The sequence below is a fragment of the Arenibacter latericius DSM 15913 genome (genome assembly GCF_000424985.1).
GTDB lineage: Bacteria > Bacteroidota > Bacteroidia > Flavobacteriales > Flavobacteriaceae > Arenibacter > Arenibacter latericius.
The window spans coordinates 18,334-35,069 of record NZ_AUKX01000022.1 but is presented as its reverse complement, the minus strand read 5'-3'; the positions used below and the strand labels follow the sequence as shown (position 1 = coordinate 35,069).

The 16,736-nt window shown below is 36.4% G+C and carries 20 protein-coding genes; 17 read left to right on the top strand and 3 right to left on the bottom strand.

Annotation, left to right across the window (positions count from 1 at the left end; translation table 11 throughout):
- Positions 1-78: 78 nt before the first annotated feature.
- The 17 genes from gcvH to tsaB all read left to right on the top strand — a co-directional run bounded on the left by gcvH (position 79) and on the right by tsaB (position 14,437).
- Entirely contained in the window at positions 79-459 is a 381-nt protein-coding gene (gene gcvH / locus H344_RS0109360; RefSeq protein ID WP_026810083.1) for a glycine cleavage system protein GcvH, read from the top strand.
- Positions 452-856 carry a VanZ family protein gene (locus H344_RS0109355; protein ID WP_026810082.1) on the top strand — a complete coding sequence of 135 codons (405 nt, stop codon included), beginning with the start codon at positions 452-454 and terminating at the stop codon, positions 854-856. The genes gcvH and H344_RS0109355 overlap by 8 nt, the downstream gene beginning before the upstream one ends.
- Positions 857-1,095: 239 nt before the next feature.
- Positions 1,096-1,800, top strand: a complete 705-nt coding sequence (locus tag H344_RS0109350) for an energy transducer TonB (RefSeq protein ID WP_026810081.1) — start codon at positions 1,096-1,098, stop codon at positions 1,798-1,800.
- 200 nt (positions 1,801-2,000) lie between these two features.
- Positions 2,001-2,900 carry a heme o synthase gene (gene cyoE / locus H344_RS0109345; RefSeq protein ID WP_026810080.1) on the top strand — a complete coding sequence of 300 codons (900 nt, stop codon included), beginning with the start codon at positions 2,001-2,003 and terminating at the stop codon, positions 2,898-2,900.
- 5 nt (positions 2,901-2,905) lie between these two features.
- Positions 2,906-3,487: a cytochrome c oxidase subunit 3 gene (locus tag H344_RS0109340; protein ID WP_026810079.1), complete on the top strand. Its 582-nt coding sequence runs from the start codon at positions 2,906-2,908 to the stop codon at positions 3,485-3,487.
- Positions 3,488-3,635: 148 nt separating this feature from the next.
- Positions 3,636-4,613 (top strand): cytochrome c oxidase subunit 3, encoded by a 978-nt coding sequence (locus H344_RS0109335; protein WP_026810078.1) that lies wholly within the window; start codon positions 3,636-3,638, stop codon positions 4,611-4,613.
- A 52-nt stretch (positions 4,614-4,665) separates the two neighbouring features.
- Positions 4,666-5,049, top strand: a complete 384-nt coding sequence (locus H344_RS0109330; protein WP_026810077.1) for a cytochrome C oxidase subunit IV family protein — start codon at positions 4,666-4,668, stop codon at positions 5,047-5,049.
- A 118-nt stretch (positions 5,050-5,167) separates the two neighbouring features.
- Complete coding sequence (locus H344_RS0109325) at positions 5,168-5,794, top strand: hypothetical protein (protein WP_026810076.1); 627 nt, start codon at positions 5,168-5,170, stop codon at positions 5,792-5,794.
- Positions 5,795-5,799: 5 nt separating this feature from the next.
- Positions 5,800-6,528 carry an SCO family protein gene (locus tag H344_RS0109320; RefSeq protein ID WP_026810075.1) on the top strand — a complete coding sequence of 243 codons (729 nt, stop codon included), beginning with the start codon at positions 5,800-5,802 and terminating at the stop codon, positions 6,526-6,528.
- Positions 6,529-7,062, top strand: a complete 534-nt coding sequence (locus H344_RS0109315) for a DUF420 domain-containing protein (RefSeq protein ID WP_026810074.1) — start codon at positions 6,529-6,531, stop codon at positions 7,060-7,062.
- Complete coding sequence (locus tag H344_RS0109310; RefSeq protein WP_394330143.1) at positions 7,052-7,312, top strand: hypothetical protein; 261 nt, start codon at positions 7,052-7,054, stop codon at positions 7,310-7,312. Before H344_RS0109315 ends, H344_RS0109310 begins: the two co-directional genes overlap by 11 nt.
- Before the next feature lie 695 nt (positions 7,313-8,007).
- A complete protein-coding gene (locus tag H344_RS0109305; protein WP_026810072.1) occupies positions 8,008-8,712 on the top strand; it encodes an ABC transporter ATP-binding protein in 705 nt (234 codons plus the stop codon).
- The gene (locus tag H344_RS0109300) at positions 8,702-9,931 is read left to right on the top strand and encodes an ABC transporter permease (protein ID WP_026810071.1); all 1,230 of its coding nucleotides are present in this window, start codon (positions 8,702-8,704) and stop codon (positions 9,929-9,931) included. The genes H344_RS0109305 and H344_RS0109300 overlap by 11 nt, the downstream gene beginning before the upstream one ends.
- A gap of 1 nt (position 9,932) precedes the next feature.
- A complete protein-coding gene (locus H344_RS0109295; RefSeq protein WP_026810070.1) occupies positions 9,933-11,195 on the top strand; it encodes an ABC transporter permease in 1,263 nt (420 codons plus the stop codon).
- Between the two features lie 31 nt (positions 11,196-11,226).
- Positions 11,227-12,366, top strand: a complete 1,140-nt coding sequence (locus H344_RS0109290) for an efflux RND transporter periplasmic adaptor subunit (protein ID WP_026810069.1) — start codon at positions 11,227-11,229, stop codon at positions 12,364-12,366.
- 37 nt (positions 12,367-12,403) lie between these two features.
- Positions 12,404-13,744 (top strand): TolC family protein, encoded by a 1,341-nt coding sequence (locus tag H344_RS0109285; protein WP_026810068.1) that lies wholly within the window; start codon positions 12,404-12,406, stop codon positions 13,742-13,744.
- An 18-nt stretch (positions 13,745-13,762) separates the two neighbouring features.
- Positions 13,763-14,437: a tRNA (adenosine(37)-N6)-threonylcarbamoyltransferase complex dimerization subunit type 1 TsaB gene (gene tsaB, locus H344_RS0109280; RefSeq protein ID WP_026810067.1), complete on the top strand. Its 675-nt coding sequence runs from the start codon at positions 13,763-13,765 to the stop codon at positions 14,435-14,437.
- On the opposite strand, the gene H344_RS0109275 is transcribed toward tsaB, so the two are convergent.
- From H344_RS0109275 to H344_RS0109265, 3 genes are all read right to left on the bottom strand, one after another.
- Positions 14,434-15,258 carry a mechanosensitive ion channel family protein gene (locus H344_RS0109275; RefSeq protein ID WP_026810066.1) on the bottom strand — a complete coding sequence of 275 codons (825 nt, stop codon included), beginning with the start codon at positions 15,256-15,258 and terminating at the stop codon, positions 14,434-14,436. The two genes, tsaB and H344_RS0109275, sit on opposite strands and share 4 nt — an antisense overlap.
- Positions 15,259-15,432: 174 nt before the next feature.
- A complete protein-coding gene (locus H344_RS0109270; protein ID WP_026810065.1) occupies positions 15,433-15,639 on the bottom strand; it encodes a dodecin family protein in 207 nt (68 codons plus the stop codon).
- A 70-nt stretch (positions 15,640-15,709) separates the two neighbouring features.
- Positions 15,710-16,615 (bottom strand): NifU family protein, encoded by a 906-nt coding sequence (locus H344_RS0109265; RefSeq protein ID WP_026810064.1) that lies wholly within the window; start codon positions 16,613-16,615, stop codon positions 15,710-15,712.
- Between the last annotated feature and the right edge of the window lie 121 nt (positions 16,616-16,736).

Sequence of the window (16,736 nt, the reverse complement as noted above, 5' to 3'; positions counted from 1 at the left end):
AAATAGAAAAGTTTAAATGTGTAATATTGATTTGCTTAGGATATTCTTTTACATTTGTTTTTTTAATAAATAGAAATAATGAATATACCTTCAGATTTAAAATACACCAAGGACCACGAGTGGGTAAAAGTAGATGGTGATATTGCTACAGTAGGAATTACTGATTTCGCACAAGGAGAGCTTGGCGATATAGTTTATGTTGAGGTGGAAACCTTAGATGAGACCTTAGATAAAGATGAGGTTTTTGGATCGGTAGAAGCGGTTAAAACTGTTTCCGATCTTTTTCTGCCATTAAGCGGAGAGATTATTGCCTTTAATGAGTCTTTGGAGGATGAGCCTGAAAAAGTAAATAGTGATCCTTACGGCGAAGGCTGGATTATAAAGATCAAGATCAGTGATGCTTCTGAGATGGAAGATCTAATGGCAGACACTGACTACAAAGAGTTAGTAGGTGCTTAAAAGATACCTTTTTACTACTGCATTTATAAGCTGGATAGTGTTAGTGACACTACTCAGCTTATTTTCTTTTAGTGGGAATACGGAGCTTCCTAAAATTAAAATTCCACATTTTGATAAGTTTGTTCACTTCTCTTTTTATTTTGGCGCTACAGTTTTAGGGTCAATGTGTATCTGGGAAAGATCTAAAGGTCGTTTCTCCCTCCGTAAAACCATTTTCTCTGTTGTTGGGTTTGCAGTTCTTTATGGCATAATTATTGAAGTATTACAAGCAGTGTTTACTTCCTATCGCCAAGGAGATATATTAGATGTTTTGGCCAATAGTGTTGGTGCTGTGTTAGGCGGATTAGTGGTAAAATGGATTTTTTCAGGGAATACTCCTCTGAAATGGAAAAATTAATATTTTTTTGAATATCTTGTCAAAGGTTTCAGAGGAACTATAGTATACCTTAACGGTTTTATGAAGATTAACGTTTGTGTAGTGGCAAACTGCACTCATCTAAGATAATGTTAAAGGATTATTAAAAGATGAACTAGGTGCTCCTGAAAGGGTATTTAAAATTTTTTCTCTATTTTCTTGAAAAAATTTTAAACAGATAAAATAAATATATAAATTAGCGAACAATAAACTTATAAACTATGGAGCTTAAAAAGAATCCTAAGGCGGATTTAACAAGAAATAGCGGACTATATTTCGTTATTGGTTTGGTTGTGGTGTTAGCGTTAACGTGGGTAGCCTTCGAATGGAAAACTTATGATGACGATAACAATTTTGACTATACAATGAATGTAGAGGATACTTTGGATGAAGAAGTACCTATGACAGAACAGATAAAAACTCCACCGCCACCACCGCCACCAGCAGCACCTGAAGTGATTGAAGTTGTTGAAGATGAAGAGGAGATTGAGGAGACGGTAATTGAATCTACTGAAACTAGTCAGGAAGAAGAAGTTATAGAGGTGGAAGATGTGGAAGTAGAAGAGGTGGAAGAAGACCTTGATATTCCTTTCGCAGTTATTGAAGACGTGCCAATTTTCCCAGGTTGTGAAAATGAAAAAGACAAAAGAGCTTGTTTTAACTCTATGATGCAAAAGCACATTAGTAAAAACTTCCGTTATCCTGAGATTGCTCAAGAAATGGGTGTTCAAGGTAGAGTGAATATAATGTTCGTTATTCAAAAGGATGGTAGTATCGGAAATGTAAGGATGAGAGGTCCAGATAAAAACCTTGAAGCCGAAGCAGCTCGTATTATTGAGAAGTTACCTAAAATGATTCCAGGTAAGCAAAGAGGTAGAGCTGTACGTGTACCGTTTAGTATTCCAATTACCTTTAAGTTGCAGTAATAGATTTAAGAGTATATATTATATTAAAAATCCCGAGCCTAGGCTCGGGATTTTTTGTTTTATATCGTTCATGAATTGTAGCGAACACGGTTTTCTGTTAAATGGTTCGTTAAATAGTATGTTCTTTAATAATAAACCTTGATAATTGGTTGCAAGAATATGTAAGGCAATGTATCTTTGCGCTTTTATAAAAAAGGTTGATGAAAACGGCTATTAGTTCGGTGAAAAGCGATTCTTTCGCAATGTATTTTTCTGATTTCAAGGAGATTACAAAGGTAAGGCTTGCTGTTAGTGTGGTTTTTTCTTCCATAGCAGGATATTTACTAGGTGCCGTTGAGGTAGATTATATTTCCGTTTTATTGCTAGCTTTTGGGGGTTACTGCATGGTAGGTGCTTCTAATGCCTATAATCAAGTAATCGAGAAAGATTTAGATGCTCTAATGAAGCGTACTAAAAACAGACCTATTCCTGCGGGTAGGATGTCTGTTTCTACAGCAATGATCATAGCGGTAGTGCTTACTATTTTAGGGATTGTTACTCTTTATTTCTTGAACCCTAAGACAGCCATGTTTGGCGCCATTTCTATATTTTTATATACTAGTGTTTATACCCCATTAAAAACAAAAACACCCTTGTCCGTGTTTGTTGGTGCTTTTCCTGGGGCGATACCCTTTATGTTAGGCTGGGTTGCTGCGACAGATAATTTCGGGATAGAGCCTGGTACCTTATTTATGATCCAGTTTTTCTGGCAGTTTCCGCATTTTTGGGCTTTAGGATGGATGTTGGATGATGATTATAAAAGAGGTGGATTTAAAATGCTGCCAACAGGTAAGAAAGATAGAGGTACTGCCTTGCAAATTATCATGTATACCCTTTGGATGATTGTTATATCTATTATCCCAGTGTTTGGAATTACAGGGAGATTGCAACTATCTATAGTAGCTGCTGTAATCATATTTTTGATGGGATTAGGGATGCTCTTTTTTGCTTTTCGTTTATATGAAAAGAGGGATAATGCATCAGCACGAAAATTAATGTTGGCCAGTGTTAGTTATATCACATTAATGCAACTGGTGTACGTAATCGATAAATTTATTTAATACAGATGGACTTAACTCAAGGAACTAAGAAGATAAAGAACGAGAGGGCAAGAAAGATGATGCTTTGGTTTGGGATTGTAAGCCTTGTGATGGGGTTTGCAGGTTGGACTAGTGCCTATATAGTTAGTAGTTCTAGAGAAGATTGGTTGGATGATATTGCCTTGCCTTCCGCTTTTTTTGTGAGTACTGTGATTATTATTTTAAGTAGTATTACGTACTGGTTGGCAAAAAGAGCAATTGCAAAAGATGAGTATAAGCAATGTACTAATTGGTTGTTGATTACCTTAGGTCTTGGGATTGCATTTGTAATATTTCAATTTAGTGGTTTTTCCCAAATGATAGCTCAAGGGTATTATTTTACCGGACCTACCAGTAGTATTAAGATGTCTTATGTGTTTCTAATTGCAGCGGTACACGTTGTGCATGTAGTGGCAGGTATTATTACGCTTTTAGTGGTGGTGGTTAATCATTTTAAGAGAAAGTATTCTTCTGAGAATATGCTTGGATTGGAATTAGGGGCTACCTTTTGGCATTTTCTAGATATTCTTTGGGTATATTTGATTCTGTTTATGTATTTCGTTAAATAATGATTTGCTTAATTATTAGATAGATAGGATATATTGTTTCGGCCCTTATTTAGAATGTATTTTTTTAACCAATTTTAAATGGCAAAAATTTGGTTTAGCCGAAAAAAATGTAAATTTGTGAAAATTTTATTAACACGATAACTTATATATGGATTCTACGGTTACTACGGTTGCAGAGGAGAACGTTTGGGGCGGAGGGAATAACAAACCATTAGGTGCCAGTTATGGCAAAATGATGATTTGGTTCTTTATTGTTTCTGATTCATTAACCTTTGCGGGTTTTCTGGTGGCATACGGTTTTGCAAGATTTAAGTTTGCTGATTCTTGGATTATTGCCGATGAGGTTTTTACTCACGTTCCATTTTTTCATGGGAGCTATCCTATGTATTATGTAGCTTTCATGACATTTGTCCTGATTATTTCTTCCGTAACTATGGTGTTGGCAGTGGATGCCGGACATCGTATGGATAAGAAGAAAACAACCTGGTATATGTTCCTAACTGTGCTTGGTGGACTTGTGTTTATTGGGTCTCAGGCTTGGGAGTGGGCTACCTTTATAAAAGGAGATTATGGTGCTTTAGAGACCAAAGGGGGGCGTATCATTCAGTTTCAGGCTGCTGATACCGGTGAGCGTTTAGCACTTAAAGACTTCGCTAAAACGATTCCAGGCGAGCGTGTAAATCACGAACGTAAAAATGGTGTTTGGTACTATGGAGATAAAGCCCTTCCAAGTTATTCTCTTAATGAGGTGATAGAAGGTGTAAAAGCAGATCCTAATGTTGTTGTGCGTGTAGAGCAATTGACAGAAAGAGGAGAGAAAACAGTCCTTTCTAGAGAGGATAGTGTAAAGAAATTAGATGAGGCAGTAATGGTGGTAGAAGGTGCAAACCTAATACACAACGAATATGGTAATAGACTTTTTGCAGACCTGTTTTTCTTTATTACTGGTTTCCACGGTTTCCACGTTAGTATGGGAATTATGTTGAATATTATAGTATTCTTTAATGTGTTGCTCGGGACCTATGAGAAACGAGGGCATTATGAAATGGTAGAGAAAGTTGGACTCTACTGGCACTTTGTGGATTTGGTGTGGGTATTCGTATTTACCTTCTTCTATTTAGTGTAATTAATAACGAAATCTTATTATCTGTCATAAGACGTAAAAAAATATAATTAAAATGGCACAAGAACATAAGTTGGCAATTTTTAGAGGGCGTTGGAAGTTTAAATCCAATATTCAAAAGATATGGGGAGTATTAATATTGCTTAGTGTAATAACTGCAATAGAAGTAATTTTAGGAATTATAAAGCCAGAGAGCTTGGTTCATTCCCATTTTCTAGGAATGAAATTGTTAAACTGGATCTTCATTATTTTAACCATTGTTAAAGCTTATTATATTGCATGGGACTTTATGCACTTGCGAGATGAAAAAACTTCTTTCAGAAGAATCATCGTTTGGACGCCCGTGTTCTTAATCTCGTACATTATTTTTATAATGTTATTCGAGGCAGATTATATCTACAATGTTTTAAAAGATAGTTTTATCGCTTGGAACTTCTAACGAATAATTAACAACTTAAAAGACGGTTTAACAACCGTCTTTTTTATTTTTGTACGGGCTGTAAAAGGACGGTATTATACTTCCTATTTTGTATTATGGTTCACGTAATTCTATACAGATGAAAAAAACATTTGTCCTTGTTGTATTATTTGTTTTACCTATTGTAATTTATCTATTCTTTGCCTCCGGGGTTACTAATTTTGGAAAACTATCCAAGCTTACAGAAGAGGTTTCGGAAATAGGTTTTAATCAGGACGAAGTGTCGCTTCAAGGGAAAATTACCGTCTTAGGATTCCTGGGGCAAAATATCCAACATCAGCAAGCACAAGCTTTTAATTTGAATCAAAAAATTTATAAGCGTTTTTACGAGTTTCAAGATTTTCAGTTTGTAATGGTTATGCCAAAGGGAACGGAGGCTGCTGTGGAGTCCCTTAAGTTGGAGCTGGGGCAATTAGCAGATGTTTCTAAATGGAAATTTGTTTTTGGAGATGAACAGCAAATTAGAGATCAGTTTAATAGCTTAGGTACTAACATCGCTCTAAAAGACGACTTGGGAACTCCATATGTCTTTATTGTGGATAAGGAAAGAGCGCTAAGAGGTAGAGACGATGATGAAGATGAAGGGGTTAAATACGGGTTTAACGCCTTAGAGGTAGCTGAGCTTAATAATAAGATGATTGATGATATTAAAATCGTTTTAGCTGAATACCGTATGGCCTTAAAGAAGAATAAAGCAGATAGATAAATACAATGCAAAAGAATAAATACGCTTACGTCTGGATATCTCTTGTAATCTTAGTTTTTGGGATTATTTTTATTCCTAGAATTATTGATCGACTTCAGGAAGGTACCGTAACACAAAATGATAGGATGAACCTTAAAGAAGGTAATGAGAGATTGGCCTTCATAGAAATAAACGGGAAAAGGAAAAAAGTTCCTTCTTTCGCCTTTTATAATCAGGATAGTCTTATGATTACAAATAGTGATTATGATGGAAAAGTTTATATAGTGGAGTTTTTCTTCACTTCTTGTCCTACCATCTGTCCTATAATGAATAGAAACTTGGTGTCTTTGCAAGACGAATTTAAAGAGTTTGACGACTTCGGAGTTGCTTCCTTTACAATTGATCCTGAAAATGATACGCCAGCCGTTTTAAAAGCTTATGCGGAGGATTATGGTGTTACCAATATGGATTGGCATTTTTTAACTGGTGATATGAAAGATATATATGACCTTGCCAATACCGGGTTTAATATATTTGCTGCTCAAATGCCCGATGCAGCTGGTGGATTTGAACACGCTGGTTTATTTGCGCTTATTGATAAAAATGGATTTATACGCTCAAGAACAGATAAATTTGGTAATCCTATTATATACTATAGGGGGGCTATAACAGAGTCTGAAGGGGAGAATGACCATGGAGAAGTGGAGCAGATATCCATACTTAAACAAGATATTAGAAAATTATTACAGGAATAAATGGAGTTAGATTTAGCTAAAGAAAAGAAGTTTAATAAGCTCATTAATGTGGTGTCTATTGTGATTCCGCTTGTGGTAGCCTTGCTCTTTGGAGTTAAATTACCTAATGTAGAGCCTTTGCGGTTTTTACCGCCAATATACGCTTCAGTTAATGGTCTTACTGCTATTTTATTGGTGGTTGCAGTAGTTGCAGTGAAACAGGGTAAGCTAGAATTGCATAAAAAAATTATGACAGGCTGTATTGCCCTATCTCTTGCTTTCTTGATAATGTACGTTGCTTATCACATGACGTCAGACTCTACTACATTCGGTGGAGAAGGACCAATAAAATATGTGTATTATTTTATTTTGATAACGCATATTATTTTATCTATAGTAATTGTGCCCTTAGTGTTGCGTACCTTTGCTAAGGCCTATTTAAAGCAATTTGAAGCTCATAGAAAACTTGCAAAGTTTACTTTTCCTATATGGTTATATGTGGCAGTAAGCGGAGTGGTTGTTTATTTAATGATATCCCCTTATTATGGAAGCTAAAGTTAATGTACTCTCTAACAAATTTCGTGGAACTAAGATGAAGTATTTGGTACTGACTCTGTTATTTGTTTTTATGATGTTGCCGCAATCGAGCTTTGCGCAATGTGCAATGTGTAGGGCGGTATTAGAAACCGGTGGAGATAATGCAGTGGCCGAAGGAATTAATAATGGGATTGTATATCTAATGGCAGTGCCATACCTATTGGTGGGTGGCCTATTTTTCTTTGTCTATAGGAAAATGAAATCCTAGTTTTTCTTAACTACTATCTTTCTTTAATTATCTTACTAGAGTGGGCGTTCAAAACTCTTTATTAGATGATCGAGATTTGAACCTGACTGCCGTTAGGCAAGTTGCTCCGTGGCTTGTCCGCATCCGTTAAAGCGGTCCGAGAAATCTATATGTTTTTTTCCTATTTATGCCTTGTGGGCCTTCTTCGAGGTAGTCTACTTCGTGTAATATTGAGTCCCGCTTATATTCTTTTTTCACTTTAACCTTCTTACCTCATTTCTAGTACAGAATTAAATTCGTACTACTCTTTCTTTATATTGATTGCATATAACCCATCATTTATTTAAGACAACTTATTCGAGATTTGATTTATGGATTGGAAAAGATATGCAGTTCGGTATCATTATCTTATTCGTATTTTTACAAGTGAAAATTGCTTAACTGTATAATGGGCCTTATCAAAGTATTATAAGGACAGCTAATCTTACCCAAAACCTGCTTAAGTATTGATTCAAATTATAAGCGGTACAACCAAAGATTATCGTATCAAGTATAGGTTAATGTATTGCGATTAATTTTTTTAAAGAAAAATAAACCTCTGTTTATCAGGTGTTAAATGATAATTTATCATATTTTTCACATAATAATGTAACAATTTATAAGGTGCTTAGTCTTATACCTGTAATTGCAACCAAAACCAGCTAATTCAATAAAACATGATTGAAATAAAAGATCTACACAAATCTTATAAGATGGGGAGTAACTCCCTGCATGTATTAAAAGGGATTAATTTCTCTGTTGAAGATGGTGAGTTGGTGGCAATTATGGGGTCTTCAGGTTCAGGGAAATCTACTCTTCTTAATATTTTAGGTATGCTAGATGAGTTAGATGAGGGATCTTATACCTTAGATGGTGTGCCTATAAAAAACATGAACGAAACCAAAGCTGCTCAATATAGAAATAAGTTTTTGGGTTTTGTTTTTCAATCCTTCAATCTGATAAATTATAAAACTGCAGCTGAAAATGTAGCACTTCCGCTGTATTACCAAAAAGTGGGTAGAAAAGAGCGACAAGAAAAAGCTTTAAAATATTTGGAGCAAGTAGGCCTTAGGGAATGGGCAGGACATCTGCCAAGTGAGTTGTCTGGTGGACAGAAACAACGAGTTGCTATCGCTAGAGCTATGGCTGCGGAGCCTAAAGTCTTATTGGCTGATGAACCTACCGGAGCACTAGATAGTAAGACTTCCTATGAGGTAATGGACCTGATTCAAAAAATTAATGATGCTGGGAATACTATTTTAATTGTTACCCATGAACCAGATATTGCAAAAATGTGTAAAAGAATAGTTCACTTAAAGGATGGGATTATTATAGAGGACGAAAAAATAACCCAAGTAAGAGCTGCGCAATATGTTCAGTAGGGATAATTGGAAAGAGATATTCGAGACTATTCAGAAGAATAAGCTTCGAACATTCCTATCGGGATTTACCGTGGCTTTGGGAATTTTAATCTTCGTGGTCTTGTTTGGTATGGGGAATGGTCTTATCAATACCTTTGATGATTTTTTTGGCGACGATGCCACTAATGTTCTTTATGTGTTTCCAGGGCGTACCACCATTCCATACAAAGGGTATAAATCTAATAGGACAATTGAGTTTGATAACTCGGACCTAGTCGATATAGAAAAGAATCTCGCCATGTTTGTGGAGTACACTACACCTAGAATTACTAGAAGTGGATTGGTAAAGTATAAAAACGAATCTAATAACTATACTACACGTGCAGTGGGGCCGGCGCATCAATATGCGGAAAAGACCATAATGATGAAAGGTCGTTACCTCAATAATGAGGATATTAAGAACAGGACCAAATATGTGGTGATTGGTAGGCTGGTAGAACAGGATCTCTTTGGTTCCAATAATTCTATTGGTGAATATATTGACGTTGCAGGTATAGCCTTTAAGGTTATCGGAGTGTTCCAAGATGAAGGGGGTGATAATGAAGAGCGATTAATCTATATGCCCTATACTACCCGTCAGCTTATTGAAAAAAATACAGATAAAATAGATCAATTTATAGTTGGGTTTAAGCCAGAGATCGGATATGTAGGGGCTATGGCACTAGATAAGAGCTTAAATAGATTTATTAAAGAAAAGAAGCACATCAGTCCAGAAGATCAAAACGGATTCTTTATAAGGAATGTGGCCGACCAATTAAAACAAAATCAGCAGTTTGCTAGGGTGCTTCAGATTATTGTCGCCTTTGTTGCCTTCGGTACCATTATAGCTGGAATCATAGGTATTAGTAATATCATGGTGTTTGTGGTGAAAGAACGTACCAAGGAGTTGGGTATCAGAAAGGCGCTCGGAGCAACACCTAGGTCTGTAATCAGTTCTATTCTTTTAGAATCTGTTTTTATTACTACTATTTCTGGGTTTATAGGAATGATTCTGGGTATAGCTATACTAAACTTTATGGGCGATAAGCTAAAGGATTATTTTATTACTAATCCCTTTATAGATATGACCATGGCCATTAGCGCCACGGTGCTTTTAATCTTATTTGGAGCTATAGCGGGTTATATCCCTGCGAAAAGAGCGGCCGAAATTAAACCAATAGTAGCCTTAAGAGACGAATAATATGCGATTTATATTTGACACTAATACATGGCAGGAGATTTTTGGTTCTATTGGGAAAAATAGGACTAGAACCATTATTACCGTAATTGGGGTTTTATGGGGGATCTTTATCTACATTGCCCTGTCTGGTGCAGCAAAAGGAATGGACAACGGTTTTGAAGAGGTGTTTGAGAACGTTGCCAAGAACAGTATGTTCGTATGGGCTCAAAATACCAGTATGCCTTATGAAGGTTTTAGAACGGGTAGACCAATACAATTAAAATTAGAGGATGCTACTAGCTTAAAGAATAGGATACCGGAAATAGAATATATAGCACCCAGGAATGTAAGGGGAGTATTTGGAGATGCCCCGGGTACAATAGTAAGAGGTCAAAAATTTGGCAGCTATAACGTATATGGGGACTTTCCTGTCTTTACCAAAATTACTACTAAGAAAATATATGATGGAGGTAGATTTATTAATGATGCGGATATAGAACAGTCGAGAAAAGTGTGTGTTATTGGAGAACGTACCGAGAAAGAATTATTTGAAAAGGGAGAGTCTCCAATTGGGAAATTTATAAGAATAGACCATGTGTTTTTTCAGGTAGTGGGCGTACATAAGTTTTCCCAAGGAGGCGGTTTTGATAGTGATGGTGATATTTTTATTCCATTCTCTACCTATAGGAAATTGTACAACAGCGGGAACAATGTGGGGTGGTTTTCTATTGCAGCCTATGACGATGCCGATGTGTTAAAAGTAGAAGAAAGCGTTAAAACGCTATTGAAGTCCATCCATAAGGTTAACCCCGAAGATGAACGGGCCTTTGGATCTTTTAATTTAGGAGAGGTCTTTGGTCGTGTTAGTGGTTTTGCCAAGGGGCTTACCTTCCTATCTCTTGTGGTTGGTATTGCTACCATATTAGCAGGGGTGATAGGGATTGGAAATATCTTATTGATTTCAGTTAAAGAACGAACCAAAGAAATAGGGGTACGTAGGGCTTTGGGGGCAACTCCACGTGAAGTACGCGCTCAGATCATTTTAGAATCTGTATTCCTGACAGTGGTAGCCGGGATAATGGGGATTATTTTGGGAGCTGGGGTGCTAAGTATTATAAATAATGCTACGCAAGACCTAGACTTTCCCTATTCCAATCCAACAGTGCCTATACCTTATGTCCTGGGGGCTTTGGCTATTATGGTAGTCTTAGGAACTTTAATCGGATTGATTCCTGCACAACGTGCGGTCAGTATAAAACCAATAGACGCATTAAGAGAAGAATAAACTAAACCAATTCAAATAAATAGATATAGAAATGAATAAGATTGTAAAATACATACTACTAGGTGTTTTGGTACTTGGAGCATTATGGGCGGCTGCCTTCTTTGTGAAGTCCAATAGCAAGTCTGCCATAACCTATGAGGTAAAGACTCCGATAACTACCAGTATAGAAAAGAAAACTGTTGCCACAGGAAAAGTAATTCCGGAAGACGAGGTAGAGATTAAACCACAGATCTCGGGTATTATAGACGAGATATTTCTTAATGAAGGTGTAAAGGTAGCAGCAGGAGATCTTATTGCGAAAATTAAGGTGGTGCCCAATGAGCAGTCCCTTAATCAGGCGAGAGGAAGGGTTAGAAATGCAGAAATCGCCCTAAGCAATGTTAAAATTGAATACGATAGGAATAAAACCTTATTTGATAAAGGGGTAATATCTAGTCAGGATTACAATACTCAAAAATTAAGGTATGATCAGGCTGTATTGGAATTGGAAAATGCACGCTCCGATTATCAGATTATTAGAGTGGGTTCTGCAGGCGGGTCTTCGCTAGCAAACACCAATATTAGAGCTACTGTTTCTGGAACAGTTTTGGAAATTCCCGTTAAAAAAGGAGATCAGGTAATCCAGAGTAATAACTTTAATGAAGGAACTACCATTGCAACAATTGCTGATTTGAGTGTTATGATCTTTGAAGGAAAGGTAGATGAGGGTGAAGTGGGGAAATTAGAATTGGGTATGCCATTAGAAATAAGCTTAGGAGCAATTAGTGATAAGACATTTGATGCTAAACTAAGGTTTATAGCGCCAAAAGGAATCGAAGAAGCAGGTGCAGTACAGTTTAAGATTGAAGGTGATGTTACCGTTGAAGATGATTTCTTAATTCGTGCAGGATATAGTGCCAATGCCTCCTTAGTGTTAGAAAGGAAAGAAGATGTTATGGCTATTCCAGAAGCGCTATTGCAGTTCGATAAAACAACAGATAAACCTTTTGTAGAAATTGCTGTAGGGCCAATAGAAGAACAAAAGTTTGAAAGGCGTGATGTTGAAATCGGTATTTCTGATGGAGTAAACGTAGAAATTTTATCCGGGATTAACGATGATGATAGGGTAAAGGTATGGAACAAGACTGAGCCTATTAAAATAGGCAAGGAAGAAGATGAAGAAACCAAATAAGACCAATAGGCAATATCAATCCAAAAACATAGTATAGATGAGAATTAATGGTATTATAGGGATATTCCTTTTCTGCTTTGCGACAATGAACGCTCAGAAGAAGGATTGGACTTTGGAAGAATGTGTTAGGTATGCCGTAGACAATAACTTAACAATAGAGCAATATGAGCTAGATCTTGACAATGCTTTAATAGACAGGTCGGATGCTATTGGTGATATGTTGCCCAATTTTAATATCAATGCACGTATATCTGGTAATTCGGGTCTTGTTTTAGATCAATCTAGAAACCAGCAGGTGACAGGTACAATAACTACGGCATCGGGTGGTTTTGGATCTTCTGTAACCCTTTTTGATGGACTTAGGAATATCCATAGATTGAATAGGGCAAAGCTTAATGCTCTGGCAAATCAGTATCGATTAGATAACTTAAAGGATGATATTATGTTGGCCGTGGCCAATGCTTATCTTCAAGTATTGTCCAACAAGGAATCCCTAAAAGTGTTTCGCTCACAATATGCGGTAACGGTAAAGGATTTAGAAAGAACTAAAGAATTGGTGGCAGCCGGAGTGGTTCCGCAAGGCGATTTGTTGGAGATAGAGGCTACACTAGCTACTCAGGAGCAGCAAATTGTAAATGGGGAGAATTTGGTTTTAATTTCCCGCATCAATTTGGCACAGCTTTTACAGATTACCGACTATGAGAATTTTGATATTGCTGAGGAGGAATTTGATATTCCACCCTCAGATATTTTAAACAATACCCCAAAATCGATTTTCGAAAAGGCGTTAACTTTTAGGAATGATATAAAATTTTCTTTATCTAATGTAGATTTAGCTGTAAAGGATCTACAGATAGCTAAGGGAGCTGTTTTTCCTACTGTAGGTGCATTTTTTAACTACGGAACACAATACTCCAGTGAATTTAGAAATCCTTCTACAGGAGAGCGAATACCTTTTAGTGACCAATTGTATTTAACGGATGGAATTTCCTATGGGTTGCAAATTAATATCCCTGTATTTAATGGTTTTAGTACCAGAAATGGAGTACAACGAGCCAAAATTAATGTGGAGCGATCTAGACTACAGCACAAGCAAAATGAATTAGATTTGGAGACCAATATCAATCAGGCTTATGTAGATGTTACTAGTTATGCCAAAGCTTATGAGGCGGCAGAAAAAACGTTAGAAGCAAGAAGATTGGCCTATGAATACTCTAAAGACCGTTTTGATGTAGGTTTAATGAACTCTTTCGACTATAGTCAGGCGCAATCTCGTGTAGATAATGCAGAGGCAGAGCTAATCCGTACCAAATACGATTATATTTTTAGATTAAAAGTGCTTGAGTTTTATTTTGGGTTACCCATAACCTTGGATTAACTTATATTTGTAGCCTATATGGCACTAATTTTAAATTTGGAGACGGCAACCACCAATTGTTCGGTGAGTATTGCTAAGGATGGAAAGATAATTCTTCAAAAGGAGGATAATAGCCTCAATTATTCACATTCAGAAAAGTTACATATTTTTATACAGGAAGCTTTGCAAGAGGCTTCCTTGTCTTTTAGTGATCTTTCTGCGGTTGCAGTGAGTAAAGGTCCTGGTTCTTACACAGGATTGCGAATAGGGGTGTCTGCAGCTAAAGGATTGTGTTACGCTCTAGATATACCTCTAATTTCCGTTTCTACATTGGAGAGTTTAGCGAATCAAGCTACTCAAAACACCTATAATTTTATTATTCCAGTGCTCGATGCAAGAAGGATGGAAGTATATTCTGCAGTGTTTAACTCTAAGGGGCAACAAATAAGGGATACTAAAGCAGAGATTATTGAGGAAGGCCATTTTATGGAGTATGCAGAACAAGGCTCTGTGCTTTTGATCGGTGATGGTGCAGAAAAATGCAAGGGCATATTAAAGAACCCAAACTTTTCATTTATAACTACTTTGCCTACAGCACTAGAAATGGGTGAGCTATCAAATAAAAAGTTCAAAATAGGCGACTTTGAAAATGTTGCCTACTTTGAACCTTATTACTTAAAAGATTTTATTTTACAGACTAAGAAGAAGTCTTAAGCCTGTGCATTGTGTATTACCCGTTGTGGGAATGGTATATCTATGCCTGCTTCATCAAACCTAAGTTTTAATTCTTCCATTACGTGGAAATGTGCAGCCCAAAATACACTAGTATCTGCCCAGAACCGTAAAGAAAGATTTACAGAGCTATCACCTAATTCCGCTACAAATACTTGTGGAGCAGGATCTTTTAGAATGTTCTCGTCTTCGGCACATATTTTCAAGAGGATTTCTCTAGCTTGTTTAATATTAGAGTCGTATCCAATTCCTATGGTAATATTATCCCTTCTTGTGCTTTGCGCATTGTAGTTAATAATATTGTTGTTAGACAGTTGCCCGTTAGGTATAATGGCAATTTGATTTCCAGCAGTACTAAGTTTGGTAGTAAATATGGAAATTTCCTTAACGGTTCCGTCTACTCCCTGTGCAGATATCCAATCGCCTACTTTAAATGGTTTAAATAGTAATATTAGAACTCCACCAGCAAAATTGGCCAAGGATCCCTGTAAGGCTAAACCTACAGCAAGACCAGCCGCACCAATAATTGCTACAAGGGAAGTACTTGCTACTCCTAATTGAGTAATAACAATTACGAATAGCATAATCTTAAGCGCTATGCTTATAAAGCTTTGTAAAAATGACTCTAAGGATGGGTCGTAGTCTGCTTTTGCAAAAAACTTACGAACCAATCGATTAATTAATTTTATGGCCCAACTACCTAAGAAATAAATAATAACGGCCATGGCGAGGTTAGGAAGAGCCTCCCACATAAAATCTACTGCTTTATCCCAGTGTTCTTCGTAATTTGTAATAATTTCCATAAATTTTAAATTTTTCACAAAACAAATAAAAATCTCATAGGAAGCCAAGTATTGTGCATCAAACAATTGTTAATAAGAGCGAATGGGGTAATGTAGGGATGGAAAACGTTAAAATAAATTAGATCCATAAAAAAAGCGCCTTTTATTGGCGCTTTTTATTCTGTTTAGGTCATATTAAGAATCCGATACTTCAAAGGTGATTTTCACGTTAACGCGATAGTCTATTATTTTTCCATCCTTTACTGTTGCACTTTGGTCTTTGATGTAAACTGAGCGAATATTCTTTACCGTTTTGGAAGCTTGTTCTACAGCTTTCTTTGCTGCATCCTCCCATCCGTCTTTAGAACTTGCTAGTACTTCAATAATTTTTAAGATAGCCATAATATTTATTTTTTTAGGTTTTCTTAAAGTTAGCAAATAAAAGGGGGAAAACCTCGAAGTGTTCAGGAAATCAACCGTTTATAGCAACTACTTCATTTATTTTTTCTCCCATCATGTTTTTAAGCATGGTTTCAATACCATTTTTTAGGGTAAAGGTAGAAGATGGACATCCGCTACAAGCCCCTTGTAAGATAACATTTACAGTCTTAGTATCTTCCTCATACGATTTAAACATAATATTCCCGCCATCGGAGGCAACTGCTGGTTTTACATACTCCTCTAAAATGTCGATAATTTGCTTAGAAGTATCGTCTAGATTAGCATCTTCCATTTTAGAAGCAGGAGATTCTGAGCTTTTTTGCTGTATGCTACTGGCAGATACTACTTCTTTACCGTCGGCAAGGAAATCTCGTATCAATTCACGAATGGAAGAGGTTACTTCTTCCCATTCTACTACATCGTATTTATTTATAGACACATAGTTTTCATCAAAGAAAACTTCTTTTACGAAAGGTAGCGTAAACAATTGTTTTGCTAATTGTGAGTCCTTGGCCTCCTCAATATTTTTAAACTCAAATGAGGTAGGGACAATTCTTTTGTTGGTAACAAATTTCATGGCAGAAGGGTTTGGCGTAACTTCTGCATAAACAGTCACTGCTACCTTCTTTTTGTTTTCCTCGTCATCCTTTACTACAACTTCTCCAGAATTTAAATAATCGGTTAATTGTTGAGCTACGCTATCTTTAACGTCATCCCATTCTACAATGTTAAAACGTTCTAAACCAATAAAGTTGCCTGCAATATATACCGTCTTTATAAAAGGCAAGTGAAATAATTGCTGTGCTAAAGGTGAGTTTTTAGCATCGTCTATATTTTTAAATTCGTAATTCTGGTTCTTAGTGATAAAATGATTAGTCTCAAATTTTAAAATCGCCGGATTGTTCGTTGGAACTACCGTAATTATAAACTCCTTCATAATGAATATTTTTCACAAAAGTACAAAGGATTTCTAAGTAATGGCATATATAACAATGTAGTCTTTACAGCCTACTAGTCAATTTTTATAAAAGAGAGTTAATCAACCCTCTAACTTAGAT

Bases quoted from the DNA above. Each gene is read 5' to 3' on its own strand.
- H344_RS0109300 (WP_026810071.1), top strand. From the start codon at position 8,702: ATGTTCAGTAGGGATAATTGGAAAGAGATATTCGAGACTATTCAGAAG.
- H344_RS0109320 (WP_026810075.1), top strand. From the start codon at position 5,800: ATGCAAAAGAATAAATACGCTTACGTCTGGATATCTCTTGTAATCTTA.
- cyoE (WP_026810080.1), top strand. From the start codon at position 2,001: ATGAAAACGGCTATTAGTTCGGTGAAAAGCGATTCTTTCGCAATGTAT.
- H344_RS0109325 (WP_026810076.1), top strand. From the start codon at position 5,168: ATGAAAAAAACATTTGTCCTTGTTGTATTATTTGTTTTACCTATTGTA.
- H344_RS0109305 (WP_026810072.1), top strand. From the start codon at position 8,008: ATGATTGAAATAAAAGATCTACACAAATCTTATAAGATGGGGAGTAAC.
- H344_RS0109270 (WP_026810065.1), bottom strand. From the start codon at position 15,639: ATGGCTATCTTAAAAATTATTGAAGTACTAGCAAGTTCTAAAGACGGA.
- H344_RS0109335 (WP_026810078.1), top strand. From the start codon at position 3,636: ATGGATTCTACGGTTACTACGGTTGCAGAGGAGAACGTTTGGGGCGGA.
- H344_RS0109315 (WP_026810074.1), top strand. From the start codon at position 6,529: ATGGAGTTAGATTTAGCTAAAGAAAAGAAGTTTAATAAGCTCATTAAT.
- tsaB (WP_026810067.1), top strand. From the start codon at position 13,763: ATGGCACTAATTTTAAATTTGGAGACGGCAACCACCAATTGTTCGGTG.
- H344_RS0109265 (WP_026810064.1), bottom strand. From the start codon at position 16,615: ATGAAGGAGTTTATAATTACGGTAGTTCCAACGAACAATCCGGCGATT.
- H344_RS0109290 (WP_026810069.1), top strand. From the start codon at position 11,227: ATGAATAAGATTGTAAAATACATACTACTAGGTGTTTTGGTACTTGGA.
- H344_RS0109340 (WP_026810079.1), top strand. From the start codon at position 2,906: ATGGACTTAACTCAAGGAACTAAGAAGATAAAGAACGAGAGGGCAAGA.
- gcvH (WP_026810083.1), top strand. From the start codon at position 79: ATGAATATACCTTCAGATTTAAAATACACCAAGGACCACGAGTGGGTA.
- H344_RS0109330 (WP_026810077.1), top strand. From the start codon at position 4,666: ATGGCACAAGAACATAAGTTGGCAATTTTTAGAGGGCGTTGGAAGTTT.
- H344_RS0109350 (WP_026810081.1), top strand. From the start codon at position 1,096: ATGGAGCTTAAAAAGAATCCTAAGGCGGATTTAACAAGAAATAGCGGA.
- H344_RS0109285 (WP_026810068.1), top strand. From the start codon at position 12,404: ATGAGAATTAATGGTATTATAGGGATATTCCTTTTCTGCTTTGCGACA.
- H344_RS0109275 (WP_026810066.1), bottom strand. From the start codon at position 15,258: ATGGAAATTATTACAAATTACGAAGAACACTGGGATAAAGCAGTAGAT.
- H344_RS0109295 (WP_026810070.1), top strand. From the start codon at position 9,933: ATGCGATTTATATTTGACACTAATACATGGCAGGAGATTTTTGGTTCT.
- H344_RS0109310 (WP_394330143.1), top strand. From the start codon at position 7,052: ATGGAAGCTAAAGTTAATGTACTCTCTAACAAATTTCGTGGAACTAAG.